The 26,447-nt window shown below is 72.0% G+C and carries 12 protein-coding genes; 4 read left to right on the top strand and 8 right to left on the bottom strand.

The genetic code is table 11. The annotated features are described in order from the left end of the window. Positions 1-116 precede the first annotated feature (116 nt). The 3 genes from recD to recC are packed head-to-tail and all read right to left on the bottom strand — an operon-like array spanning position 117 to position 8,952. On the bottom strand, positions 117-1,937 hold the full coding sequence (gene recD / locus ACFO6Q_RS15370) for an exodeoxyribonuclease V subunit alpha (RefSeq protein WP_380021987.1): 1,821 nt from the start codon (positions 1,935-1,937) through the stop codon (positions 117-119). Next, entirely contained in the window at positions 1,934-5,488 is a 3,555-nt protein-coding gene (locus ACFO6Q_RS15365) for a UvrD-helicase domain-containing protein (protein ID WP_380021986.1), read from the bottom strand. The genes recD and ACFO6Q_RS15365 overlap by 4 nt, the downstream gene beginning before the upstream one ends. Next, a complete protein-coding gene (recC, locus tag ACFO6Q_RS15360; RefSeq protein WP_380021985.1) occupies positions 5,485-8,952 on the bottom strand; it encodes an exodeoxyribonuclease V subunit gamma in 3,468 nt (1,155 codons plus the stop codon). Before recC ends, ACFO6Q_RS15365 begins: the two co-directional genes overlap by 4 nt. Before the next feature lie 243 nt (positions 8,953-9,195). Here recC and ACFO6Q_RS15355 point away from each other — a divergent pair, with 243 nt between their 5' ends. After that, complete coding sequence (locus ACFO6Q_RS15355) at positions 9,196-10,035, top strand: intradiol ring-cleavage dioxygenase (RefSeq protein WP_380021984.1); 840 nt, start codon at positions 9,196-9,198, stop codon at positions 10,033-10,035. A 37-nt stretch (positions 10,036-10,072) separates the two neighbouring features. Here the strand turns inward: ACFO6Q_RS15355 and ACFO6Q_RS15350 are convergent, their stop codons facing one another. Next, on the bottom strand, positions 10,073-10,768 hold the full coding sequence (locus tag ACFO6Q_RS15350; protein ID WP_380021983.1) for a response regulator: 696 nt from the start codon (positions 10,766-10,768) through the stop codon (positions 10,073-10,075). Then, a complete protein-coding gene (locus tag ACFO6Q_RS15345) occupies positions 10,765-12,234 on the bottom strand; it encodes an ATP-binding protein (protein ID WP_380021982.1) in 1,470 nt (489 codons plus the stop codon). Before ACFO6Q_RS15345 ends, ACFO6Q_RS15350 begins: the two co-directional genes overlap by 4 nt. A 79-nt stretch (positions 12,235-12,313) precedes the next feature. Here ACFO6Q_RS15345 and ACFO6Q_RS15340 point away from each other — a divergent pair, with 79 nt between their 5' ends. Beyond that, positions 12,314-12,781, top strand: coding sequence for a hypothetical protein (locus tag ACFO6Q_RS15340; RefSeq protein ID WP_380021981.1), 468 nt, complete (start codon positions 12,314-12,316; stop codon positions 12,779-12,781). Positions 12,782-12,870: 89 nt separating this feature from the next. Here ACFO6Q_RS15340 and ACFO6Q_RS15335 read toward each other — a convergent pair whose 3' ends face one another. Further along, positions 12,871-17,094: a BACON domain-containing protein gene (locus ACFO6Q_RS15335; RefSeq protein ID WP_380021980.1), complete on the bottom strand. Its 4,224-nt coding sequence runs from the start codon at positions 17,092-17,094 to the stop codon at positions 12,871-12,873. 496 nt (positions 17,095-17,590) lie between these two features. On the opposite strand from ACFO6Q_RS15335, the gene ACFO6Q_RS15330 reads away from it, so the two are divergent. Together ACFO6Q_RS15330 and ACFO6Q_RS15325 are read left to right on the top strand one after the other, a co-directional pair. Next, complete coding sequence (locus ACFO6Q_RS15330; protein WP_380021979.1) at positions 17,591-20,014, top strand: winged helix-turn-helix domain-containing protein; 2,424 nt, start codon at positions 17,591-17,593, stop codon at positions 20,012-20,014. 335 nt (positions 20,015-20,349) lie between these two features. Then, positions 20,350-22,767, top strand: a complete 2,418-nt coding sequence (locus ACFO6Q_RS15325; RefSeq protein ID WP_380021978.1) for a hypothetical protein — start codon at positions 20,350-20,352, stop codon at positions 22,765-22,767. Between the two features lie 177 nt (positions 22,768-22,944). Here the strand turns inward: ACFO6Q_RS15325 and ACFO6Q_RS15320 are convergent, their stop codons facing one another. Both ACFO6Q_RS15320 and ACFO6Q_RS15315 read right to left on the bottom strand, forming a co-directional pair. Further along, positions 22,945-25,872: a serine/threonine-protein kinase gene (locus ACFO6Q_RS15320; protein WP_380021977.1), complete on the bottom strand. Its 2,928-nt coding sequence runs from the start codon at positions 25,870-25,872 to the stop codon at positions 22,945-22,947. Then, positions 25,872-26,426: an ECF-type sigma factor gene (locus tag ACFO6Q_RS15315; RefSeq protein ID WP_380022215.1), complete on the bottom strand. Its 555-nt coding sequence runs from the start codon at positions 26,424-26,426 to the stop codon at positions 25,872-25,874. The genes ACFO6Q_RS15320 and ACFO6Q_RS15315 overlap by 1 nt, the downstream gene beginning before the upstream one ends. Positions 26,427-26,447 lie beyond the last annotated feature (21 nt).

The following is a 26,447-nucleotide window of genomic DNA, read 5'->3' as shown; positions in this document are numbered from 1 at the left end:
GATTCGGCCGCCCGCTTCAATCCATCGGACACAGGATTTTTCGTTTGACTTCGAGGGCGCGACCGACGGCCGGCAGGCTCGCGCCGTTGCGACCGGCCTGGCGCCTCGCGTGGGGCTTAGCCCGGCGCGACCAAGCGCTCCTGCAGGCCGCCGGCGCGGCGCACCTCGGTCGCCAGCGCCGCCTGCAGCGCGGCCGGCGCCGTCCAGATCTCGATCGACTGCTTGGCGCGCGAGACGCCGGTGTAGAGCAGCTGCCGCGACAGGATGCGGTGTTCGGCATCGGGCGGCAGCAGCACCGCGGCGTGACGGTACTCCGAGCCCTGGCTCTTGTGGATCGTGATCGCGAACGCGCTCTCGTGCGCCGGCAGACCGTGCGGCGCGAAGCCGCGCAGCCCGGCGTCGCCCTCGCCTTCGGCGCCCTCGAACCAGACGCGCAGGTTGCCGGCGGCGTCGGCCAGGCACAGACCGACGTCGCCGTTGAACAGGCCAGCGGCATAGTCGTTGCGCGTGACGATGACGGCGCGGCCCGGATACCACTCGGCCTGCGCGTCGACGCTCCAAAGGCGGCGTAGGTTTGCTTCGAGCAGCGCATTGAGCGCGAGCGCGCCGAACGGTGTTTCGCGCAGCGCGCACAGCAGCTGGCGATCGGCGAGCGCGTCCAGCGCCGAACGCACGAGCTCGGCGCGCCGACGCAGCGCGTCCTCGTCCGGCGCGCCGTCGCGTTGCGCCGGCAACGCCGGGCGCAACGCGACGACGGCGGCCAGCTCGCGCGCCCAGCGCGCGACCTGCTCGCGCAGCGCGCGCTCGTCCTCCACGCGGCGCAGCGCGGCCCGTCCGTCCGACGCGGCGAGCGCCGCATCCAGCGCACCGGCATCGCCGGCGCGCACCGCCTCGTTCACCGCCGCCAGCTGGCGCTCGGCGCGGAAACTGTGCGTCAGGCGCACGAGGTCGCCACGCGGATCGGCTTCCAGTGCGGCGACCAGATCGAGCAGCACCGAGCCGGTGGCCACCGAGGTGAGCTGGTCGGCGTCACCGACGAGGATCAGCGTGGCCTGCGGGCGCACCGCCTCGAGCAGGCTGCGCAGCATCGCCAGATCGACCATCGAGGCCTCGTCGACGACGACCACGTCGGCGGCGATCGGATCGCGTGCGTCGCGACGGAACGCGTTGCGCCACGGCTGGTAGCCGAGCAGGCGGTGCACGGTGGTCGCCTCGCCGTCGGGAATCGCGTCGAGCAGCGGCCGCCAGTCCTCCGGCAGCGGCGCCACCGGATGGTCGCGCAGCCTCGCCTTGCCCAGGCGCAGCGCCTGCACCAGACGCTGCGCCGCCTTGCCGGTCGGCGCGGCGATGCGCAGGGTCAGCGGCGCGGCGGCTTGCCGCTGCAGCATCAGCAGCATGCGCAGCACGGTGGTGGTCTTGCCGGTGCCCGGCCCGCCGGTCAGCACGAACAGCCGCCGGCCGGCGACGCGACGCACCGCCTCGCGCTGCGGCGCGACGGCGGCGCTGCGGTCGCCATGGAACAGCGCATCGAGATCGGCCTCGGATTCCACCGCGCCGGGCGCCGTCGACACGGCGGAGCGCCGCTCGCGGATGAGTCGTGCGGCGGCGACCTCGTGTGCGTGGTTGCGCCAGAGGTAGAAGCGTCCGCCGTCGAGCGCGAACGGACGGACGCCCTGCTCCACCGCCGTCGCGACCAGCGGCGAGGCGCACAGCTGCACCAGTTGCGCCGGCGTCGGCGCCTCCATGCCGTGGCGCCCATCGGGCAGCGCCAGCGCGGCATCGCCGTTGCCGTCGGCCAGGCTCGCCCAGGCCGCCGTGGCGGCGAGCAGTGCATCGCCGCCGTGGCTGACCACCCAGCGATACAGCGCGCGATCGAGCGGACGCCAGGCCTCGACCGCCGATTCGCCGGGCAGCCGCACGAACGAATACGCGCTCATGGCGTCCCCCGCGCAGCCGCGACGCGCCCGGCGAAGAGACGATCGACGGCGTCGAGCAGCGCCTCGTCGAAGCGGTGCGTCCACAGGCCGGCGCGCGGCGCCTCCGGCGCGATGCCGACCGCACGCACGAACAGGTAGATCGCCTCGCCCAGGTGCTCGCCGCGCCGGTAGCCCGCCACGCGCTGGCGCAGGTAGCGGTCGACCGCGACCGTATAGAGCAGCGCCTGGAAGCGGTAGTGGGAGTCGGTCATCGTCGCCTCGAGGCGCTGCGGCGCGTAGGCGGACAGGCGCCTGCCGTCGCCGAGGCGGTTGGTCTTGTAGTCGAGCACGTGGAAGCGGCCGGCATGCTCGAACACCAGGTCGATCTTGCCGTTCATCAGGCCGTGCAGGTCCTGCATCGCGCTGCCGGGTACGAAGTCGCAGACGCGGCGCAGCTCGCGCAGCGACACCTCGTCGAGCAGGAAATCAAACTCCATCTCGGCGCGCTGCGCCCACGCCGGCAGTCCGCCCAGCGTCAGCGCCGGGTCGCGTGCAGGCAGCAGCGGCGCGTCGAGCGCGGCCTGAATGCGCGCGGCCAGATGCGGCACCAGCTCGTCGATCGAGCGCTCGCGCAGGCGCACGCGCTCGTCGCGCAACGCGCGCCGGATCAGCGCATGCTGCTGCGCCATCGGCTGGCCGATGCGGCGGCGCTCGAACATCGCGTGCACGGCATTGCCGAACTCGGGCCCGGCCACCGGCGCGAGCCAGGCCAGCTGCGGATGCTCGGCTTCGGCCGGCAGCGGCGCATCGTCGCCCGGCGCGACGGCGCTGTCCTCGTCGCTGGCCGCGCGCTCCTCCAGCGCGCCGGCGTAGGCACCGTGCGACAGCGCGGAAAAGCTGTAGCGGTACTCGAACGGCGCATCGGCGGGCTCGCGGCGCACCGTGCGCGGCGCCGGCGGCGCGGCCTCGGTGGCGATCCAGTGCCGCCACGGCCACGACCACGGCGCCTCGGACCACGCCACGTGCGGCAGCGCCGACGGATCGCCGTCGCGCAGCAGGCGTTCGAGCATCGCATCGAGCGGCGAGCGTTCCGGATCGACGCCCTTGCGGCCGCCCCTCTGCTTCGGACGCTCCGGAGACAGGGCGTAGACGTGGCAGGCCTGCCGCGCGCGGGTCAGCGCGACGTAGAGCAGGCGGAAGCGCTCGTCCTGGGCCTCCTGCGCGTGGCGGCGCTCCGCCGCGTCGCCGAACGCGATCACGCGGCGGCCGCTGGCCGGATCGTGCAGCAGCGGGATCTCGCCGGGCCGGCCGCTGCTGGCCCACATCAGCGGCAGCACGACCACCTCGAATTCCAGGCCCTTGCTCGCGTGCAAGGTCATCAGCGCGACGCGTGCGGCGTCGGATTCGATGCGCAGCTGCTTTTCCTCGGCCGCCTCGCCCTCGCCGCCGCGACCTTCGCGCTGGTCGGCCAGCCAGGCCAGCAGCAGGTCGCGGCCGGGCAGCGCATCGCTCTGCGCCTGCAACAGCTCGCCGAGATGGCGCAGGTCGGTCAGCGCGCGCTCGCGGTCGGCGCGCGCGAACAGGCGCGCGCTGGCGCGCTCGATCACCGCGCGCACCGCCGCGAGCACGCCGCGCGAGCGCCACGTCGCGTCCAGCTCGCCGAATACGGCGGATTCGCGCTGCCAGGCGTCGGGATCGGCGTTCAGCACGCGCAGCTCGTCCCAGCTGCGCCCGCCGAGCCGGGTCGCCAGCGCGGCGCGCACGGCGCCGTCGTCGCGCGGATGCAGCGCCGCGTGCAGCACGATCTGCAGTTCACGCGCCCACGCAGAGCGGAACACGTCGTCGCGGCTGGAAGACACGCACGGAACGTCGCGCGCCTGCAGCCGCGCGCGCAGGTCCGCGATGTCGCCGTGGCTCGGCAGCAGAACGGCGACGTCGCCGGGCCGCAGCGGGCGCCGGCCGATGGCGTGCCCGCCCGACAGCAGGTCGACGATCTGGTTGGCGCAGGCTTCCAGCGCGGCGGCCCGCCGTGCGGCCTGCGACTCCGGCACGTCGCCCTCGCGCAGGAAGTGGATCTGCAACGGCCGCTCGCAGGCGACGCCGTCGATCGTGTACGCATCGCCGCGCCCGTTCGCCTGCACCGACTCGTAGCGGATCTCGTGTTGCGGATTCGTGCTGAGCACCTCGCCCGCCTGCGCGTGGAACGCGTTCAGCGCGGCGACCAGGGCCTGCGAGGAACGGAAGTTGGTGTCCAGCGTCATCGCGTCGGTGGCGCTGCGGCGCGCCGCGAGGTAGGCGTCGATGTCGCCGCCGCGGAAGCGGTAGATCGCCTGCTTGGGGTCGCCGATCATCACCAGGCGGCCGCGCGGCGTGCCGTCCGCGTCGCGATAGATGCGGTCGAGGATGCCGTACTGCAGCGCGTCGGTGTCCTGGAATTCGTCCACCAGCGCGACCGGCCACGCCTCGAACAGGCGTGCTGCCAGCGCCTCGCCGTTCGTGTGCAGCGCTTCGTGCACGCGCACGATCAGCGCGTCGAAGGTAAGCTGGCCGGCCACCGCGAGCCGGCGCGCGATGTCGGCGCGCGCCCACTCCGCCCACGCCTTCCAGCTGCGTGCCCTGGCGGCCTGCGCGAGTTCGGAACGGATCTGCAGCACGCGCGAAATCAGCTCGAGCGCGACGCCGACGCCGGGCTTGGCGCAGGCTTCCGGCTTCAGGTGCGCGCGCGGTTCGGACAGCGTCTTGCGGTGCGTATCGGAGATCGGCGCGGCCGGATCGGCGAGCCAGCCGAGCAGCGAGCCGAGCGCGTTCTTCAGCCGCGCGTTCGGCTTGCCGGTGTCGGTCGGCGCGTAGTTTTCGTCCTGCTCGGCGAAGGCCCGCAAGGTCTGCAGCGTGTCCGGCGGCAGGCCCGCGCGCAGGGCATCGGCGTCGGGCACGCGCACCGTCACGCCAGGAGCGAGCGCGGCGCGCAGGGCCTGCTTCAGTTCGCCCAGGCTGCGCGGCAGGTACGTGCCCGAAGCGTCGGCGGCGTCCGGCTCGCCCTGGAACAGTCGCCGCCACAGGTCGTTGGCGCAGTCCTCGATCAGGTCGTCGCCGGCGACGAGTTCGCCCGGGTCGAACGATGCGCCGCACTCGAACGGAAAGTCGGCCAGGATGCGGCGGCACAGGCCGTGCAGCGTGCCGATCGGCGCCAGATCGAGTTCGGCCAGCGCCAGCCGCAGCCGGTGCAGATCGGCGCGCGCGCCGCGTGTCGCGTCCGCGGAGCCGGACCAGCGCCGGCGCAGCCAGTCCTCGTCGGGCGCCGGATCGGCATTCTCCACCGCGCGCCCGTCGGCCAGCCGCTCGGCCCACAGCAGGCGTTCGCGGATGCGTTCGCGCAGTTCCTGCGCGGCGGCGTCGGTGAAGGTGGTGACGACGATGCGCTTCGGCGACAGCCCCTGCTCCAGCAGCAGGCGCAGGTACAGCACCGAGATCGTCCAGGTCTTGCCGGTGCCAGCGCTGGCCTCGATCAGGCTGCGGCCGCCGGGCAGCAATGCCAGCGCACGCCAGTTCGCGTGCTTCGCGGCGGAGCTCACGACCGTTCCTCCACGGCGACGGCGTCGAGCTGGATCAGCGTTCGCAGGTGCGCGGCGTGCCGGCGCAGTTCGTCCTGGTCGGGCGCGTCGGTGAAATCGCGTTCGCCGGCGAGCAGCGATGCGTAGCCGGGCGCGTAGTCGCGCTCGCCGATGCCGAAGTCGCCGCCGGTCCACTCCCGGGACGCGGCGCCGGGGTCGTCGCCGAGCGCGGCCCAGGACGTCTTCGGGAAATACCACTGCGGCCGCCGCTGCGAGGCGAGGAAGAAATCGAGCAGGCCGCCGACGCGGCGTTCCAGATCGGCCGCGAGCTGCGCCTGCGCGGACGCCTCGGCGGCGACGAATCGCGCGTCCCACGCGGCGATGTGCCGCGTCCACGCGTCCGCCGCTCCCCTTCCTTCCGGCGCCTTGGCGACCAGCGCCGGGCGCACCGCGCGCGGCGGATCGGTGGCCAGGCGCAGCAGCGCCCAGCGCAGGAACAGCGTGATGCGTTCGCGGAAGCCGAGGCCCGCTTCGCTCCTGCCCGGACGCACGTCGAGCACCCAGCGCGCTTCGTCCGTGTCGTGCACGCCGTGCAGTTCGCCGCGCACGGCGTGGCCGGCGATCGCGCGCTCGACGGCGACGGAGCGGCGTTCCGGCAGCGGCCCGGCGAACAGCGCATGCGCCGGGTGATCCGGCGCGGCGACGGCGCGGAACAGCGCGTCGACCTTGTCGCGTTCGGCGTCCCAGGCCTGCGCGCCGAGGCGGCCGGGCGGCAGCATGCCGGTCAGTCTCACCCAGTCGGGCGGCGCCTGCGGCGCGGCGCGCTCGCCGCGCGCTGCCAGCTCGGTGAACAGCCGCGCGGCGATCTGGTCGAGCGCCTCGACTTTCGGCTCCAGCGGCTCGCTCTCGCGCAGGCGATCCTCGGCCAGCGCATCCAGCCGCAGTGCGAGGGCTCCTTCGAGCAGTTGCCGCGCCGGGTCCCGGTAGTACGCCAGCACCTCCGCCAGCGCGACGGGCGCGCCGTCCGGAACGGGTATCGCTTCGGCGGCGCAGTCGACGAACGGTCGCGGCGCCGGCCGCGTGCGATCGGCACGCATGCCGGCGAACGAGGCGCTGAAGGAATACAGCGCGGGATCGGCGCCGTCGAAGTAGCGCGCGTCGAACGGCTGCAGCGGATGGCGCACCCACCACGGACGCAGACGCTTCCAGCGCGCCTGCGCGTCCTCCTCGCCGGCGGCGTCGCGTTCCGTTTCCGCGGCGGCGTCGAGCGCGGCCATCAGCTCGGCCAGCGGCGAGGCCGGATTGCGCGGCTTGCCGTCGCGCACGCCCTCGCCGATGTAGCTCAGGTGCAGGCGCCAGCGCGCCGACATCACCGTTTCGAGGAACAGGTAGCGGTCGTCGCTGCGCACGTCGCGGTCGCCCAGGCGCGGATGGCGGCTCATCGGGTCGAGGCCGCCGTCGCTGGCCGCGCGCGGGAACTCGCCGTCGTTCAGCCCGAGCACCGCGACCACCTCGAACGGAATCGCGCGCTGCGGGACCATGCCGCAGAACGTCACGCCGCCGAGCAGGAAGCGCTGCCGCTCCGGCACGCCGTCCAGGCGCGACTGCAGGAGCTCGCGCACCACGCTGAAATCCAGTTCCGGATCGAGCCCGCCGTCGCCCGGCTCGTCGCCGACCGCGCGCACGAACTGCAGCAGCGTGCCGAGCGCCTCGCGCCCCTCGTGGTCGCCCGGCTCGACCAGGAACAGCGCGTCGATGCGCTGCTCCAGGCGCGCGGCCCACTCCTTCGCGCGCAGGCGCCGGCCACCGTCGGCGCAGATCTCGCGCAGTTCGGCGAGCAGCCTGTCGAGCGCGCCGAGCAACGCGGCCTGCGGTCCGTCGACACCATCGACCGGCGCGATCGCGCTGCCGTCCGGCAGCGTCACGGCGGCGACCTCCTCGTCGTCGCCGCTGCCGAACACGTAGCCGGCGAGCAGGCGGTCCATCGCCCAGGCGTGCGTGTGCTCGGCGATCGGCGGCACGCCCAAGCGCGCGCGGAAGGCGCCGTCGAGCGCCCAGGCGGCGCGGCTGGCCTCGAGCCAGCGCACCAGCACGTCGAGATCGCCGCCGCGCAGGCCCAGGCGCGCCGCGATCGGCGCGGTGGCGAGCAGGTCCGCCACTTCCGGTGCGGTCAGGCGCGACTGCGGCAGGTCGAGCAGGCGGCGGAACGCCTCGAACAGCGGATGCGCGCGCGCCACGGCGACGTCGGCGCAGTGGTACGGCAGCGGGCCGTGATGGCGCCCCGCCTCGCCGAACACGGCCGGCAGCAGCGGCAGGTAGGCGTGGATGTCCGGCATCATCACGACGATGTCGGACGGCTTCAGCTCCGGCCGCGCGCTGCGCGCGTCGAGCAGCGCGTCGCGCAGGACCTCCAGCTCGCGCAGGCGCGTGTGGCAGGCGTGCACGCGCAGCGTGGCGTCCGCGCGCGCGGGCTGCGCGTGTTCGCCGATCAGCTCGGGGCGGAACTGGCGGATGCTCTCCTGCACGCCTTCCAGGCGCGACGCCGGCTCGCGTTCGCTCTCGTCCTCGAAATGGCGCGTGTCGACCTCGGCGCCGACGTCGTCCAGCGCGAGCACGAAATGCTGTCCCATGCGGCCCCACGCGGCGAGCAGCGGATGGCCCTGCTCGAGGAACAGGCTCTCGGTCGCCTCGCCGGCCGGATCGCGCTCGACCTGTTCGCGCAGCAGCGCGCGCGTGCTGCGCAGGCCGCCCCAGTGGACGCGGCACGGATCGGGCACGTACAGCGCGACCAGGCGCCGGCGCGACACCGCCTTCAGCACGGCCAGTTCCGCCGGCGCCAGGTGCGCGACGCCGAAGACGTGCAGCGGCTCGGTCGCTTCCAGTTCGTGGCGCGCCAATGCGGCGATCAGCTGCGCCACGCGCTCGCCACGGTGCGGCACGCCGATGTCGGCGCGCAACGCGCGCCACAGCGGCGCGAGGAAACCGCCGGCGACCTTGCCGGGGCGGCCCTCGGCCCATTCCTTCAGCCAGTCCGGCCGGTAGACGAGGTACTGCGTGTAGAGCCGCGCGAGCCGGTCGGCGAGCTGGAAGCGGCGGCGATCGCGGGTGGCGGCGTCGCCGCCGAGATAGACCGACAGATCGGCGTCGCCGAGTGCATCGAGCCGCTCGTGGATGCGCCAGCGCAGCAGCTCGCGCCGGTACGGGCGCAGCGCGATCGCCTCCTCGCCGAGCACCTCGCGCGCCAGCCGGTCCAGCCACTGGCTGGGCAGCTCGATGCGCAGGTTGGCGGCGATGCCGCGCGGCCCCTGGCGGATCGCCAGCTCCCGCCCGAGCCACTTCTGCATGCCCGGATGCGCCGCGATCAGCTCGTGCGGCGCCAGCGCATGCGCAGGCGGCGCCGCACGCAGCAGCGCGAGCAGCGGATCGAGCAGCGCTTCGACGCGGCTGGCGCGATAGACCAGCAGGCCGCGCAGGGGTTCGGACATCCGGGGATTTTCCTCCACGCGCGGCGGCGTTCCCCGACGGAAGGCGCCGCGCGATTGCTTCCTTTTTAATGACCGAAACCGATCTCAACGATCGCGACGGCGGAACGCAGCGTACATCGGGGCGACGTCGCCGTTCAGCAACGCGCGCGGCCGCTGCACCGGTTCTGCACATTCGCGCGCTAGCGTGGCCATGCGCTCGGTCCGGTCCAATCCGGTCCGTCGTCCCGCCGCAGGAGAACATCGATGAAGACGATCCGCCACGCCCGTTACCTGCCACGTCTCGCCGATCCCGACGCGAACCTGGCCCAGACGCTGCGCGTCCTGCACGAACGGCGCCGGCTGCTCGCGCTGCTCGGCGGCGCCGGACTGTGCGCCGTGCTGCCGCGCAGCCCGCTCGCCTGCACGCTGATCCCGCAGGAGACCGAAGGCCCCTACCCCGGCGACGGCACCAACGGTCCGAACGCACTCGCCGCCAGCGGCATCGTCCGCCCGGACATCCGTTCCAGCGTCGGCATCGCCAGCCCCGCCACCGCCGCAGGAACACCACTGACCGTGGCGCTGCAGTTCCTCAGCACGCCGGACGGCTGCGGCGCGATCCAGGGACTGGCGGTCTACGCCTGGCACTGCGACGCCGAAGGCCGCTACTCGATGTACTCGCAAGGCGTGACCGGGCAGAACTACCTGCGCGGCGTGCAGGTTACCGACGCCGCCGGCCGCGTGAGCTTCACGACGGTCTTCCCCGGCTGCTACCCGGGCCGCTGGCCGCACATCCATTTCGAGGTGTTCGCCTCGCTCGCCGATGCCACCAGCGGCCACAACGCCGGACGCATCTCGCAGCTGGCGCTGCCGCAGGCGGCCTGCGCGCAGGTGTACGCGCAGTCCGCGCTGTATCCCGGCAGCGCCGCCAACCTCGGCCGCATCACGCTGGAATCGGACGGGGTGTTCGGCGACGACGGCGGCGTGCACCAGCTCGCCGCGACCAGCGGCAGCGTCGCCGACGGCTACGCCGCCTTCCTCGAAGTGGGCCTCGCCGTCGGCGCGACCGCTTCGGATCTGGTCTTCGCCGACGGATTCGAGGAGTGAAGGCCGCGCCGCGCCCGGACGCGAGGCACGGCGCGGATCACTCACCGTCGACCGGCGTCTCGAAACGGTAGCCGACGCCGTACACCGAGGCGACGCCATCGACGCCGCGGGCCTGCAGCTTGCGCCGCAGGTTCTTCACGTGGCTGTCGACGGTGCGGTCGCTGACGATGCGGTAGTCCTCGTACAGCGCGTCCAGCAGCCGCGCCCGCGACAGCACGCGTCCGGGCCGCTCCAGCAGCTTGCGCAGCAGGCGGAATTCCACGCGCGTGAGGCCGAGCGACTGCCCGTCGCAACGCGCCTCGAACGCCTCGTCGTCGAACTCGATCGACGGCGCATGCGACGCTGCCGCGCCGGGCGCCGCCGCGGCGACGCGGCGCAGCACGGCGCGCACGCGCGCCACCACCTCGCGCGGACTGAACGGCTTGCAGATGTAGTCGTCGGCGCCGAGCTCCAGGCCGAGCAGGCGATCGATCTCCTCCACGCGCGCGGTCAGCATCAGGATCGGCACGTTGGAGAACGCGCGCACCTCGCGGCAGACGTCCAAGCCGTTGCGCACCGGCAGCATCAGATCCAGCACGACCGCGTCGGGCTCGAATTCGCGGACCCAGCCGGCCACGCGCGCGCCGGAGTCGAGCACGCTGCTGCGCCAGCCGGCCATCTGGAAGTATTCGCCGAGCAAGGCGGCGATCTTCGGCTCGTCCTCGACGATCAGCACGTGCACCTGGGCGCTCATGCCCAGGCACCTGCGGCCAGCGGCAGGCGCACCTCGACGCGCAGCCCACCCAGCGCAGACGGTCCGGCGGCGATGCCACCGCCATGCGCCTCGACGATCGCGCGGCAGATCGCAAGGCCGAGCCCCGCGCCGCCGTCGGCGCGACGACGCGAGGCCTCGACGCGGTAGAGTCGCTCGAACAGCCGCGGCAGATGTTCCGGCGCCACGCCCGGCGCGCTGTCCTCGATCGCGAGCAGCACGCCACCCGCCTCTTGCGTCAGCGCGAGGCGCACGGTTCCCGGCGCGTCGGTGTAGCGGCGTGCGTTGGCGAGCAGGTTGTCGACCAGCTGCGCCAGCCGGCGCGCATCGCCGGACAGCGGCGGTACCGGCTCGATCGACAGTTCCAGCCGCAGTCCTTCGTCGGCGCACGAGGCGCGCTGCGGTTCGGCCACCTCGTGCAGCAAGGCGCCCAGGTCGGTCGGCGCGAAGTGGTATTCGAGCGCACCGGCGTCGGCCAGGGCGAGCTGGTAGAGGTCGTCGACGAGCGCGCCCAGGCGCGCGCATTCGGCATCGAGCGAGGCGAAGGCGCGTTCGCCCGGTTCGCGGATGCCGTCCTGCAGCGCCTGCACCTCGCCGCGCAGGATGCTCAGCGGCGTGCGCAGCTCGTGCGCGATGTCCGCACCCCAGCGCCGGCGTGCCTCGCGATGCTGCTCGAGGCTGGCGGCGAGCCGGTTGAAGTCGGCCGCCAGCGCGCCGAGTTCGTCGCCGCGCGAGGCATCGACGCGGCGCGCGAAATCGCCGGCGGCCAGCGCGTGCGTGCCGTCGGTGAGCGCGCGCACCGGTGCCAGCAGCCAGCGCGCCAGCAGGAACGCCGCGGCGAACGCGCCGACCAGCACCACCAGCACGGCGAGCAGCGCGCCGCGCGCCTGGTCCTGCGCGAAGGCCAGATCCTGCGCGCCGCTGATCCGCGGCAGCGGTTGCACGCGCAGGTAGCCGACGGTGCGGCCGTCGACCTCGATCGGCAGCACGTGCGCGTTCGCGTCGACACGCGGATCGCCGGCGACGGGACGTCCGTCGGCGTCGACCAGCGCAACGTGGTGCGGAGCGTCCGGCGGCGGCCGCGGCCCGCGCGGCGGCGGCCGCCCGTCCCCGAACGGCGGCGGACGCGGCTCCGGCGGTGCGTCGGGGCGGCCATCGAGCAGCGCGTCGAAGCGGCGCGGATCGCCGCGCAGGAACCCCCATCCGCCCTGCTCGCGGTACGCCGCGGCCAACCGCTCGAGCGACGGCTGCAGGCGCTCGACCGCGGCCTGGTCGAGGTAGGCGAGAAAACCCTCGTGGAACGCGCGCTGCTGCCACAGCGCAAAGGCCAGCAGCGCCAGCACGCTGAGTGCGGCGAACGCGAGGAACAACCGGTGCCAGAGCCGCAGGCGCATGCGGCTACGATAAAGGCCGCCGGCGGCGGCGCAAGCCCGCAGCGGCGATTCCACGATTTCTCCACGATCCCTGCGCCTCGTCTGCGCAGTGCCGGCGCAGGCTGCCCGTCACCATCCCCGACGGAGCAAGCGCATGAACAGACGTATCTTCCCGGCACTCGCCCTGGCCGCCCTCGCCGGCCTCGGCACGGTGTGGGCGGCGGGCCCGGACGGGCCACACGGGCCGATGCCGCGCGGCCCCGGCGGGCCGCCTCCCGGGCCCGGCATTCCTTCGGCCGAGAGGCTCGCCACCGTCGACGGCCTCGGCGCGGCGCAGCAGGCCGAGGTGCGCCGCATCCTGCGCGAGCGGCGCGACGCGGAAGATGCGCTGCGCTCGCGCCTGCGCGGCGAGCGCGAGGCGATCGACCAGCGCGAGCGCACCGAACGCGAACGCATCGAGGACCAGACCGCGCAGAAGCTGCGCAGCGCGCTCGGCGAGGACGGCTATCGCGCCTATGCGCAGTGGGCCACCTCGCGCGGGCCCGAGCCGCTGCCGCCGCGACCACCGCAGGGTCCGCGCGGCGAGCGCCCCGACGCGCCGCCGGCGCCGCCGACGCCCTGAGCCGGGCGAAGCCGTTTCGCGCACGAAAAAAAAGGGAGCGCCGCGAGGCGCTCCCTTCGTTTTTCCTCCGCCCGCAGGCGACGCGGCGATCAGGGAATCGTGATCGCGGCGCCGCTGCGGTCGTAGGCGTAGTCGACGATCGTCGCCGGGAAGCCGCGCGGCGCGCCGGTGCGCAGGTGCACGTAGCCATAGCAGATACCGCTGGCCGGCGGCTCGGGCAGGCTCGAGCAGTTGAAGCGGAAGCCGAGATAGCCATCGGCGTCCGCCGCCCACTGCGCCGGGCCGGGGTTGTGCACGGTCGACCACACCGACGCCGGACCGACCACCGCGCCCGAATGCAGCACGAGGAAATCCGAGGTCGACGCCGAGCTGGAGACGCCGGCGATGTCCGGCGCTCCGGTCTGCCAGTAGAAGGCCAGCTGCGCGTCGTTGTCGTAGGCGTTGAAGTGTGCGCCCGGAACGTCGGAATCCTCGATGTGCCCGGTGATCCAGTCGATCGAGGTGCCTTCGCGGTCGATCGCGATCGCGTGATCGACCGGTCCGCTGAGCACGATGTTCTCGTTCACCGGCGGCGCGGCGCAGGCGCCGCTCTCGCCGGGTTCGAAGCCGTTGCAGAACAGGCTGTCGACGACGACGGCCGGCGTCACGGTCAGGCTGACCGGCACCGCGACCAGCGCATGGGTCGGGTCGTTGGTCGCCACGCACAGGCTCGCCGCGTAGCTGCCTTCGGCGAGCGCACCGGCGTCGGCGCTGATCGCCACGTCGGCGAACGCGCCCGGCACCAGCGTTCCGGACGGCTGCAATGCGGCCAGCCACGTCACGTCGCTCGGATTGCTGCAGTCGGCCGGCGCGGGTTCGTCGGCCAGCTCGACCACCATCGTCAGGTGGAAGTCCGGATAGCCGGTCGCCGCCGCCCGCGTCGGCACGGGGAAGCCGCACTGCGCCGAGGAGAAGAAGGTCGGATGCGTCTCGGCCGTCGCGTTGGCGCCCGGGTAGAACTGGCCGCTGCCGTCGTCGAGGCCGTCGGTGTGGTACTCGACCACCAGGTCCTTGCCGGCCGTGTCCTCCACTGCGCCGCTGACCGGAACGGTCAGCGAGACCAGGCCGCTTTCGATCGTCGCGCTGGCGGTGCCGATCAGGACCAGCGCCTCGGTCGGGATCGTGTCCACCGGCGTGGCGTGCGGAATCGTGTACAGGTTGATCGTGATCGGCATCGGGCTCGGACCGGCGTCGCCGGAGGAAACCGTCACGCTGGTGATGTCCGCGCGCGCGCCGACCTGCGCGTGCTCGCTGAAGTAGAAGCGCCGCCACCAGCTGTTGGCCGCGGTCACGCCCTGCGCGCCGCAGGACACGCCCTCGCTGCCCGGAGTGTTGTCGAGCATCTGCGAGATCATCGTCGAGTCGAGCACGAGCGGCGCGCCGGAGCGGTTCGGTGCCGGCGACTGCGACAGCGTGGCGCCGGCGAAGGCCGCCGCGGACTTGGGCTGCCGCACGTTGCGGTAGCTCGGCGGATTGGCGCGCGCGACGGTCTCGGCGATGGCGTAGGTGAGGTCGCTGCCGCCGAGGTTGCCGATGCTCAGCGGCGTGCTGCCGGTCGAGCCCGCCGGGACCGAAAGCGTCAGCGCCTCCGGCGCCAGCACCGCGACCGGCGCGCCGCCGCCGCCCGTGGCGACGGTCAGGCTCACCGGGACGGCGATCACCGGCCGCAGCGGATCGTTGCTCACCACGCAGACGTTGGCCGAATAGGAACCCGCGGCGAGGCCCGTGGCGTTCGCGGTGACCGTCACGTCGGTGCTGCCGCCCGGTGCCACGCTGCCCGCGGCCGGGCCCTGCGAGAGCCAGGAGACCTCGCCCGGATGGCGGCATTCCGGCGGCGCCACGTCTTCCAGGTTGACCACCATGGTCAGGTGGAAGTCCGGCACGCCGAGGTTGGCCGCGGTCACCGGCTCGTCCAGTTCGCACTGCGCCGAGGACATGAAGGTCGGATGCGTCTCCGGCGTGTCGTTGGCGCCGGGGAAGAACTGGCCCTGGAAGTTGCCGATGCCGTCGGTGTGGTACTCGACCACCAGGTCCTTGCCGGCGGTGTCGTCGATCGAGCCGAACACCGGAATCGTCACCGAGACCAGGCCGCTGTCGATGGTGCCGCTGGCGGTGCCGATGAGGGTCAGGCCGCCGGTCGGGATCGTGTCGACCGGCGTGGAATGGGCGATCGTGTAGAGGTTGATGGTGATCGGCAGGCCGGCCGGTCCGATGCTGCCGGAGGACACGGTCACGCTGGTCACGTTGGCGCTGGCGCCGACCTGCGCGTGCTCGGCGAAGTAGAAGCGCCGCCACCAGCTGTTGTCGGCCGTGCTCTCGCCCAGGATGCCGCAGGACAGGCCCTGGTCGCCGGGACGGTTGTCGGCCATCTGCGAGATCGCGGTCTCGGCCAGCAGGACGGGTTCGCCGCCGGTCACGGACGAAGGCACGGCGCGGTTCAGCCTCGCGCCGGCACCGTCGCGCTGCACGCGCGCGCGCGCCGTGCGGTAGCTCGGCGGATCGGCCTTGGCCAGCTGCTCGACGAGGCTGAAGTCCAGGTCGCTGCCGCCCTCGTTGCCGAGGGTCAGGGCCAGCGACTGCGAGGCCCCGCTGAAGACCGAGAAGTTCAGCGCCGACGGATGCGCGACGATGGACGGCGGGGCCGCGGCCGGCGGGATCACCGTCAGCGCGACGGGCACGTCGATCGAGGCCTGCGCGGGGTCGTTGCTGGCCACGCACAGCGTCGCCGCGTGGTCGCCCTCGCCCAGCGCGGCGGCGTCGAGCGCGATCGCGACCTGCGCCGTCGTGCCCGGCGGCACGCTGCCGGTGGCACCGCCGAGGCCGAGCCAGGCCACGTCGCCGGGCTGCGCGCAGCCGCCTTCGCTCACGGCGTAGTCCAGCGTGGCGCTGCCGGTGTTGGAAATGGCCAGCGACACGTTGCGCGAGTCGCCCTGGTGCAGCGTCGCGGCGACGGCACCGGGCGCGACCACGGCGGCCGGCTGGTTCGCTCCGGTCTGGCTGGTGAAGAAATAGCCCATGCCCTGCAGGAAGTTTCCGCCCGGGCTGGCCGCACCGGAGGCGAGCAGCACGGTGGTGCCGTCGATCGCCGCGGCCGAGCCCATCGAATCGTTGGCGGCAGCATCGCTGGCGACGAGCTTCTGCACGTACTGCCAGTCGCCGTCGGACTCGGTGAAGACGTAACCCGCGCCGGCCCACGACTGGTCGGCTACCGTGGCGGCGTTCGCGCCGGCCACGAACGAGGTGTCGGTCAGGCCGATGGAATAGCCGAAGTTGGCGAACGATTCGCCTTCGGGCGTATGGATGGTGTGGGTCCGGCTCCAGAAGCCGTCCAGTTCGGCGTAGACGTAGACCACGCCCTGCGCGTCGAGCGTCGGCGCGCCGGTGACCAGGCGGTTGCCGCGCGCGGCCAGCGAGGAGCCCAGGCCGGAGTACAGCTCGCCGACCAGCTTCTGCTTCTGCAGCCAGGTTCCGTCCGACTCCTTGAAGAAGTACAGCGCGCCGGGGAAGTCGAGGTTGGCCAGCTGCGCGCTGACGATGATGCTGGCGTCGGAGAACGCCACGCGGTAGCCGAACGCGTCGTTGTCGCGCGTGTCGACGCCGCGCAGCTTCTGCACCTGGGTCCAGACGTCGTTCGTGCCCTCGAACAGGTAGGCCGCGCCTCTCGCGTTGCCGTTCACGTGCGCGTGGTGCGCGCCGACCAGCAGCCGGTCGCCGGAGAGCGCGAGCGAGTTGCCGAAGTTGTCGTCCGCGGCGCCGTCGGCCGCGACGATCTTGGCGACCTGGCTCCAGCTCGCGCCGTTCTTGCGGAAGACGTAGGCCGCGCCCTGGTTCGGATTGCCGCCGACCGCGGCGCCGTCCGCGCCGACGACCGCGGTCGTGCCGCTGACCACGATCGAGGCGCCGAAGCGCGCGTTGTCGCCCGCCGCGCCGTCGGCGGCGAGCAGCTTCTGGGTCTGCACCCAGCTGCCGCCCGAGCGCGTGAACACGTAGACCGCGCTGCGGCCGGTGTGGGTGTCGTTGGTGCCGACCATCGCGGTGTCGCCGGAAAGCGCCACCGATTCGCCGAAGCGCTGCAGCTCGGTGCCGTCGGCGGCGACGATCTTCTGGTCCTCGTTCTGCTCGACGGCGAACGGCACCGCCGCCGCGAGCGACGTCGCGGCGGCCCGTGCCAGCGCCTGCGGCCCGGCGGCGGCGCCCGCGGGCAGCCCGGCGAGGCCGCTGATCACGGTGAGCAGCATGGCGCGGAAAACGGCGCCGCGGATGGGTTTCTTCATGGATCTCATGCGTATCGCCTTGTGGCCGTATTTCATCGGCCGCGGGAGTCGTCCGGCGCCGCGATGCGAGACGCATGCGAAGCCGGGCGGCCTCCCGGGCCGACATGGGAGAAATGTTTCCCCGCTCCCGCGAAGGATTTCAGGAAAAACGCCGACGACGCCGACGGCAGGGCGCGGAGGAATCCGTCCATGCGGGTCCGCCCGGCGCCCTTCGCCGAGCCGCGTCGACACTGCATTGTCGACGCCGGCACGCTAGCAATGCAGCCGGCACGCAGCTTGAGATCCGTGTTGCAAAGACGCTTACGGCGTGTTTCAGGAGGTTTTACGCGCGATTCCGGCGGCGGTGGCGGACGGGAAAATTCCCCTGCGTGCAGGCAGTTGCGGCGCGTGGGCGCATCGGCGGCCGGCGCGGCCCGGGTCGCCGTCGGCGCCGGATCGACGGCCCGTTGCCGGCCCGCTCTGGTCAGTTCCGCGCCCGCCGATTACCCTGCTGCGCGTGGCACGACGTCTTCGCTTCGGCTCCCGGCTCATCGATCTTGCGACACGCGAACTGTCCGACGACGGCCGCCTGCTGCAGCTGTCGCCGCGCGTGTTCGACTGCATCGCCTACCTGATCGAGCACCGCGACCGCGCCGTCGGGCGCGACGAGCTGATGGCCGGCCTGTGGGGCAAGGTCGACGTCGCCGACACCCAGCTGGCCCAGGTGATCCTGCGCGCCCGCCGCGCGGTGGGCGATTCGGGCGAGACGCAGCAGGCCATCCGCACCGTCGCCGGCTTCGGCTACCGCTGGGTCGCCGAGACGGTCGAGGACGACGACGCTCCCGCCCGCCCCGACCTGCCGCCTGTCCCCGAACCCGCGTCGGACACCGCGCCGGCGCACGTTCCGCAGGCGGACGCGAGTGTTCCGGCCGCGCCGGCGAAGAAACCCTCCCGTCGCGCCTTCGCCGTCGCCGCCGTGCTGTTGCTGGCGCTGGTCGCCGCCGGCCTGCTGCTGTGGTTGCGCGCCGCCCACGAGAAGATACCGGCCGCGCCCGTCGCACCGGCCGCCACCGTGCCGCCCGAAGCCGATCGCACCGTCGCGGTGCTGCCGGTGGTCGTCGACGCCGCCGGCGAGTGGGACTGGCTGCGGCTGGGCGCGATGGAATTCGTCGCCGGGCGCCTGCGCAAGGCCGGGCAGATCGTCGCGCCGAGCGAGAACGTCATTCCGGTGATGCGCTCGGTATCCGATCCGAAGGCGATGCCGGCCGCGCTGAAGGCGGCGCTGGACCCGCGCTGGATCGTGGCGCCGATGCTGCGCAAGTCCGATTCCGGCTGGATCGCGCATCTGGAACTGAGCGAACGCAATGGCGCGACGCGCGAGTTCCAGGGCCGGGCCGACGATCCGATCGGTGCGGCGCGGCTCGCCGCCGAGCGGTTGCTCGGCGCGTTCGGTCCGGCTGCCGACGCCGCGGGCGAACTGCCGGCGGGGCCGGCGGAGGAACTGCTTTCGCGCGTCGACGCCGCCCTGCTCGTGGACGACGTCGAAGGCGCGCGGCGGCTGCTGGCGGGTACCTCCGAGGCGATGCGCGCGACGCCGGAAGTACGGCTGCGCCAGGCCGCGATCGACTTCACCGCCGGCCGCAACGAGGCCGCGGCGAACGCGCTGCTGGCCCTGCTGCCCGGCGTTCCCGCCGAGACCGATCCGCTGCTGCGCGCGCGCATCGTCAGCCAGCTGGCCGCCGCGCACATCCGCATGGGCCGCGCCACCGAGGCCGAGCAGGAAACGAGCGAGGCGCTGGCGCTGCTGAAGGGGCTGGATGCGCCGGCGCAGCTCGGCAAGGCCTACATGCGGCGCGGCGTAGCGCGCTCCGTGCTCGGCCGCAACGACGCCGCGCTGGCCGATTTCGCCCAGGCGCGCATCGCCATGCAGCTCGCCGGCGACACGCTCGGCATCGCCCTGGTGGAGCTCAACGAAGGCGCGCTCAACGGCTTGCGCAGCCACCCCGCCGACGCGCTGGCCAGCTTCGTGCGCGCGGAAAAGCACTTCGAGCGGCTCGGCGTCGCCGGCGAGCAGGCCAATGCGGTGACCAACCAGGTGCTGGCGCATCGCCTGCTGCTCGAACCCGACGAAGGACTGGCCGCCAGCGAGCGCAGCCTGTCCCTGCTCGGCCATCTCGCCAGCATCGAAGCCACCCATCTGGTGCAGGTCCGGCGCGCGCAGGCGCTCGCCGACGTCGGCCGCTGGAGCGAGGCGCTGACCCAGCTGGAGGAACTCTCGCGCGCCGTCGACCACGCGCGCGAAGCCGAGATCTGGGCGATCAGCGACACCGAGCGCGCGCGCATCGAACTGGCCGGCGACCGCCCGCAGGCCGCGCTGGACCTGGCCGGGCCGGTCGTCGAAACCCTGCTGGCACCCGAGTTCGCCGCCACGCGGCAGGACGCCTGGACCATCGCCATCCGCGCCCTGCGCCGCCTCGGCCGCGAAAGCGACGCCGCCGAAGCCGTCGCGCAGTTCGCCGCCTGGGCCGACCAGTCCGGCAACCGCAGCTACCTCGTCCACGCCCGGCTGGCGCAGGCCGAGCAGGCGGAAAGCGCGCATCGCCCCGACGAGGCCGGCACGCTCTACGCCGACGCGCTCGCCATGGCCAACCAGGACGGCGTTCCGCTGGACGTCGCCGACGTGGCGATCTCCTACGCCGACGCGCTGATCGCGCGCGGCGAGCTCGAGCGCGCGGTGCCGGTGGTCGGCCTCGTCGATCGCTACGCCGCGCGCAACTACGACGCCGCCGTGCTGCAGGCGCGTCTGTATCACGCCCTCGGCCACACCGAAGCCTGGCGCAGCGCGTTCGCGCATGCGCGGTCGCTCGCCGGCGAACGGCCGCTGCCGGCCGACATCAGCAGCGAACCGCCGCGGGCGGGAGCGGACGTTCCGGCGCATTGATGAATCGAGCGGTGCTGTGCATCGTGGAGCGTCCGGGATCGAAGTTGATCGCTTCGGCCGTGACCATGAGGTCGTGCGAGGCGCCGCAGCGATCGGCCGGGACGCCGACGATTCACCGAATTTGCACCTGAACCGGTGCTGGGGCAGCCGATACCGGGACCGACCACGTATCCGTTCCGCACATGCACCACGAGCGCATCCGACGACACGACGTTCGTGTCGCGTGCGAGGTTTCCTCGCGATTTCTCGTTTACGGCGAAAGGTCGGCCCCGTGGCCGTGTTCGGCACGCGCGTCGGCCTTCGATTGTTTCAGCCGAGAACCCGGAGAGGACCCCATGAAAACGCTCGACACCCTTCTGGCCCTGGCGTGGCCGCTTTGCCTGAGTGCGGCGGCCGCGGCAGCGGCGGCGCCGGCCACGACCCGCTTGCCGCCGACGATGCCGCTCGCCCACATGCCGCCCTCGCCGGCGCTCGCCGCTCTGCGCCAACCGCCCTGGATCGCAAGCCTCGTCGCGACGACCTCATCGCTGACTCCGCAAGGTACGCCGTCAGGCCGCCGGGAAGTTCAGGCGCTGACGGGCGCAGGCTACGACGGAGTTTTTCCAGTCAATCCCGAGGCCTCCGGCAACTTCTTCGGTCGCGCGATCGCACGGTCCGGAGATACCTTGGCGGTAGGCGCGAGCCTCGACAGCTGGGACCCGTCCGATATCAGCACTGCAACCGCCCGCGGAAATGGGGCCGTTTACATCTACCAGAAGATCGACGGACGGTGGCGACAGGTTCAGCGGCTGGTCGCCGACGACGGCGTCAAGGACGACCGCTTCGGCACGGCGGTGGCCCTTTCCGGCGATACCTTGTTCGTCGCCAATTTCCATCGCCCCAATCCCGGCAAGGTGTACGTCTTCAAGCGGTCCAATGGCAGCTGGAGCCAGACGCAAGTGCTGACCGACGGGATCGCGGTCAACGGCTACGCTTTCGGTCACAGCATGGCGCTGCAAGGCGACAAGGCCTTGATTGCAAACGCGAGGTTCCCAGGCAACGACGGCAAGGTCTATGCGTTTTCCGAAAGCAATGGCGTGTGGAGCCAGACGCAGGTGCTCGAGGTCCATGCCGCTCCCAACGATCCCAATGGCTGGGGCGATGCCTTCGGCCGGTCCGTGGCCATCGACGGATCGATCGCGCTGATCAGCGCCGGAGGAGCCTCGTCGTCCGACGGCAGCCAAGCCTATCGGGGCGCGACGTACTTCTTCACCGAATCGAATGGAACCTGGACCCAGGGGCAACGTCTGGATGCCTGCGGCAGTCTGCCGGGCGCCTCCGTCGGCTTCGGTGGTTCCGTTGCCTTGGACGGCGGCACGGCGCTCGTCACTGCGTCATACGCGGCGACTACAGGGGAAACCTTAGGTGTCGCCTGCCTCTTCGCGGAATCGGCCGAGGGCTGGACGCCCACACAGGTGTTGGAGCCCGAAAACAACGCGCAAAGCGATGGGTTTGGATCTCAGGTGGCGTTGAGCGGCGATCTTGTGGTCGTCAGCGCACCTTTCACGAATTCAGCCACGGAGGACGAAGGCGGCACCAACAACCAGACCACCACGCCCGGCACTGTCTACGCGTTCAGCCGATCGAACGGCGTCTGGAGTCTGTCCGACACGATCGAGCGCCAAGGCGGCACCCTCGACTACGACGGCAACTACCTCGACGGGACGGGTTGCGGCGGCGTGGCGATCGACGGAACGGCGATCTTGGCGGCGTGCTACAGCACCTCGATTGGCTTCTACGGCGCGAGCGGGGTCGTCGACGTTTTCGATTTTCCCGCGCAGTCCGCGATCACGCCGGCCTCCTTGGCAATCTCGCTCGCCGCCGGCGCGAACACGTCCGCCACGCTGCGGCTGGCCAATGACGGCGGCGGAACGTCGCTGCGTTTCGCGCTGGACGACGGTCGCACGCTGACCCAGACGAGCGACGACTCACCCGCCGCCGGCGTCGGCAAGGTGCTGCCGATATGCGCCGACGGTTCATGCCAGGAGATCACCGGCACGAGCGGCACGCGCTGGTACCGGCGCTTCTATTTCGACGAGCACCCGCAGGTCAGCGCGACGGCGACGGTCGACGCCGTGACCATCGGCATCGAGCGCTCTCCGGCCGGCATGCCGCTGACCGTCAACCTCTACACGGCGCCTCACGAGATGCCGGTCGACACGCTCGATCCCGCGCAGTTGACGCCGATCGGCAGCGCGACCGTGACCGTCGATGGCACCCCGGACGCGACGCTGCGGATTCCGGTCAGCGGCACGGTCGACGATACCGTCGGCAAGGATCTCGTCGTCGAGTATTCGGTCGAGGACTTCCCGGCACTGCCGGTGTTCTTTCCTGGAGCCAACGCCTCGCCGCAATCGCATGCGACGTTCATGGGGTTCGTCGCCGACACGTCCGGGCAAAGCTACTTCGCCGGAAACTGGTCGCACATCCTGATCGCGCCGCATCTGGACCCCGGCGCGTCCGGCATCGGCTGCGCCGATCCGACCACCAGCCCGTGGCTCCAGGTATCGCCGGCGGCCGGCTCGATCGAGGCCGGAGCCGCGCAGGACCTCGTCGTCAGCGTGGACGCGACGAGCCTCAGCCCCGGTCAGTACACGACCCAGGTGTGTCTCGCGACCAAGGGGCCGATGCCATCGCTGATCCAAGTCCCCGTCAACGTGACCGTCCTGGCACCCGGCGACGCGATCTTCGACGACGGCTTCGACGGCGGCTGACGCGGGTATACGGGGCGCGCCGCTCGGCGGCGCGCCCCTTTTTCGACACGGCGCCACGGCGGGCCGCATCGGCGCGCCATCCAATACGCGGCATGTCCGGCCCTCGGGCATCGCAGGCTCCCCGCCTCGCGCCTCACGCAGGACCCTCTCGAAAAACCTCGGCGCGCGACGCGCAAATCAGAACGCGTTGAGCCCGACGAAGCGCGGAGGAACGCGGCGCCCCGTCATCCGGGCGAGTTCGGCCTCGGCGTGCGCGCGCCGGGCGGGTTCGATGCCGGGCCGGCCCAGCGTTCGAGCGAGATCGTCGACCAACAGATCGAGCTGCCAGACCTGCGGCCTGGCCTCGTCGCCGAGCGCCGCGATCAGCGCGGCACGCTTCTCGGCGAGCCGATCGAGCCCGGCCACGTCGCGCGTCGCCAGCGCATCGACCCACACCCGATGGATTTCGCTGCGCAAGGTGTTGGGGTTGTCTTCGCCCTGGATTTCGCGGAAGAACGCAACGGCATCCTGCAGGTGCACGCGCGCCTGACTCCAATCCCTGCGCAGCGAATAGGCCCGGCCGAGGCTGTCTTCGATCTCGCCCATTTCCACCTGTTTTTGGCCGCCGATCTCGATGAACGATCGGCGGGCGCGCTGCAATGTCTCGATGGCGCCCTCGGCGTCGCGCCGCTGCAACAAGACTTCGCCGAGCAGACGCGTCTGATTGGCCCGTTGCTGCTCGGTGCGACCGGAGGAACGCGCGAAGTCGACCAGCTCCCGCGCCTGCGTCTGGGCCGATTGAAACTGGCCGGAATACAGCGCCAGCCGCAGTCGCGCGGTATCGGTGATGATGCGTACGTTGGGGTCGCCCCCCGAGGCGGGCGCCAGCGCGCGAGCCTGCTCGATCTGTTCGCGCGCGCGCGCATAGTCGCCCATCGCCAGCCTGGCACGCGCGACGATGACGCGCGCGAAACGCGCGATGGCGTGACCGGGGCCCAACAGGGCCTGCGCACGTTCGATCACCGGTTCCGCGCTGTCCAGCGCAGCCTGCATTTCGCCGAGCCGATAATGGAGCAGGCCGAGGTTCACCTGCGTGGCCAGCAACGTGGTCTGCTCGACCGCGGTCGGATCGGATTTGGCCAGCGCGACGATGCGCTCGTTCAGCTCGACCGCGCGCCGCATCTCGCCGCCGGCGTCGAAGACGACCGCAGCGGTGACTAACGTGTTGGCGACGGCGGCGCTGTTGCGATCGCCCGCCTCGGCGAGTTCCGCCAACGCGGCATTCTCGTCCGCCATGCCATCGGACTCGTTGCCGAGCACGAACTTCGCGTGTCCGCGTGCGGCCAGCAGCGTCGCGCGCCACGGGTTGCTGTCGTCGAGCGCCTTGCCCGCCAGCGGCAAGGCCGCGTCGACGAGCGTCACGACGTCCTGGCTGCGGCCGAGGTGGCTGTAGACCTCGGCAAGGACCTGCACGCCGAGCAGGTACTCCGACGGATACCGGTCTTTTTGTGGAGACAGCAGCGCATGCGCGCGCTCGGCCGGGCCGAGGGCGAGTTCCATTCGATCGAGGTCTTGGTAGACATCGGCGATCTGCGTGAGCAAGACGGCACGGGTGGTGTCGTCGACGTCCGTGCGTCGTTCGAGGCCGGCGCTGGCTCGACGCAGCATCTCGGCCGCGCTCTCGACCGTGACGCCGTGCGATGCGCTCGAATCGCCCAATCGAAACACGTCGCGCATGAAACCGAGCAGCGATTCGGCATGGCGACGCTGCTCCTCGGCGTGTCGACGCTGTTCCTCGGCCAGCTTGCGCTGATCTTCCGCGGCGCGCCGCTGCTGCTCGGCACGGTCGCGCTGCACGCGTTCGCGATGCGCGCTGTCGAACGCGATCAGACTGGCCGCGACCATACCGAGGCTCAACGCGAGTATCGCCGTCGCCGCGAACGGATGGCGGCGCAGCGCTTTCTCGAACCGGTACGTGTACGAGCCCTGCCGAGCCTCGACCGGCAGGCCACCGGCCCAGCGGTGGAGGTCGTCGGCCAGCGCCTGCGCGCTGGCGTAGCGCAGATGCGGATCGTCGGCGACTGCCTTGGCGAGGATGCGCGAGAGATCGCCTTTCAGCTGGCGACGCAGGCGGTCGAAACCGGTGCTGCGCGCCTGCGCGACCGCCAGTGCGCGCGGACGATCGCGCGCGGCGAGCGTCGACAGAGCCTGGTCGAGTCGCGGCAGCAAGGCAGGGTCGGCATGGCGCGGCAGAGCCTTGCGCGCGTCTTGCGCACTGACGCCGCCGGCGAGTTCGTACAGCACCAGGCCGAGCTGGTAGACATCGCTCGCCGTGGTCGCCGGCTCGCCGCGCAATTGCTCCGGTGCCGCGTAGGCCGGCGTCAACGCGAAGGTTTGCGTTTCCCGTCCATCCTCGGCGTCGAACAGCTTGGCGATGCCGAAGTCGAGCAGCTTCGGCGTGCCCTGGGCATTGACGAGAATGTTCGAGGGCTTCAGATCGCGGTGCAGGATCAGATTCTTGTGCGCGAACTGGACTGCGGCGCAGATCTGGCCGAACAGCCGCACTCGCGCGCGCAGATCGAGCCGGCGACGATCGCACCAGTCCGTGATCGGCTCGCCCTCCACGTACTCCATCGCGAACCAGGGTTCGCCGGAATCGGAAATGCCGGCGTCGATGAGGCCGGCGATGTGCGTATGTCCGAGCCGCGCCAGAATCTGCCGTTCGTGGCGAGCGCGGCCGGGCGGGTTGGACACGTCGCCGCGAACCAGCTTCAGCGCGACCTGCTGCTGAATGTCGGTGCGCTCGGCGAGGTAGACCTCGCCCATGCCGCCGACACCGAGTCGGCGCAGCAGGCGCAGACGCCCGCTGATCAGAGCGCCGGAGCGATCGGGCGGTGCCGATGCGAAAGACTCGCCGAGCGAATCACGATTCGGGTCGCATTCGGCGGCAGCGGCGTTCGCTTCGTCGTCCGCCGCGCTGAGCAGGCGGCGGAGCGCCTGCGCCAGGTCGTCGTCCTGCTGCCCGATCTCGGCCAGACGTGCCGCACGCGCAGGCGGCGGCAGCGCGAACAGTTCGCCGAATGCGGCGTATGCCCGACGATCGCGCCGCAACGAGGCGGCGTCCATCACGAATGCATCCGCTCACGCAACCACGCGCGGGCGAATGCCCAATCGCGGTAGACCGTGCTCTCGTCGACGCCGAGCAGTGCGGCGACCTCGTGCACCTTGAGGCCGACGAAGTAACGGAGCTCGACGATGCGCGCGAGATCCGGCTTGATCGCTTCGAGGTCCGTCAACGCCGCATCGAGCAGTTCGAGATCGGTGTCCGCCGGAACCGGCAGTTGCAGCGCATCGAGCAGATCCGTGCGCTGATAGCCGCCGCCGTGCTTGTCGGTCTGTGCGCGGCGCGCGCGGTCGGCGATCAGATTGCGCATCGTGCGCGCGGCCGCCTTGAAGAAATGAGCGCTGTCGTTGAGCGACACCTTGTTGCCCTGCATGAAACGCAGCAGCATGTCGTGGACCAGCGCGGTCGGCTGAAGGGTGCTCCCGCGATTGCCGTGCAGCTGATGGCGCGCCAGCGCGCGAAGGTCGGCATAGACTTTCGGCAGCAGGTGCTCGAGCGCTTCTACGTCGCCGGATCGCCAACGATGCAGCAGCAGGGTGATTGAATCGTCGGGCATGCTGGACACGGACTGGACCAC

This window comes from Dokdonella ginsengisoli, assembly GCF_042652785.1.
In the GTDB taxonomy this organism is placed as follows: Bacteria; Pseudomonadota; Gammaproteobacteria; order Xanthomonadales; family Rhodanobacteraceae; genus Dokdonella_A; species Dokdonella_A ginsengisoli.
Note: the sequence above shows the minus strand (reverse complement) of the source record. Positions and strands in the feature narration are given on the sequence as shown.

What these genes read in the sequence shown, in the direction of transcription:
- ACFO6Q_RS15335 (WP_380021980.1), bottom strand. Translation starts at nt 17,094, where the DNA reads ATGAAGAAACCCATCCGCGGCGCCGTTTTCCGCGCCATGCTGCTCACC.
- recD (WP_380021987.1), bottom strand. Translation starts at nt 1,937, where the DNA reads ATGAGCGCGTATTCGTTCGTGCGGCTGCCCGGCGAATCGGCGGTCGAG.
- ACFO6Q_RS15325 (WP_380021978.1), top strand. Translation starts at nt 20,350, where the DNA reads ATGAAAACGCTCGACACCCTTCTGGCCCTGGCGTGGCCGCTTTGCCTG.
- recC (WP_380021985.1), bottom strand. Translation starts at nt 8,952, where the DNA reads ATGTCCGAACCCCTGCGCGGCCTGCTGGTCTATCGCGCCAGCCGCGTC.
- ACFO6Q_RS15355 (WP_380021984.1), top strand. Translation starts at nt 9,196, where the DNA reads ATGAAGACGATCCGCCACGCCCGTTACCTGCCACGTCTCGCCGATCCC.
- ACFO6Q_RS15320 (WP_380021977.1), bottom strand. Translation starts at nt 25,872, where the DNA reads ATGGACGCCGCCTCGTTGCGGCGCGATCGTCGGGCATACGCCGCATTC.
- ACFO6Q_RS15350 (WP_380021983.1), bottom strand. Translation starts at nt 10,768, where the DNA reads ATGAGCGCCCAGGTGCACGTGCTGATCGTCGAGGACGAGCCGAAGATC.
- ACFO6Q_RS15315 (WP_380022215.1), bottom strand. Translation starts at nt 26,426, where the DNA reads ATGCCCGACGATTCAATCACCCTGCTGCTGCATCGTTGGCGATCCGGC.
- ACFO6Q_RS15340 (WP_380021981.1), top strand. Translation starts at nt 12,314, where the DNA reads ATGAACAGACGTATCTTCCCGGCACTCGCCCTGGCCGCCCTCGCCGGC.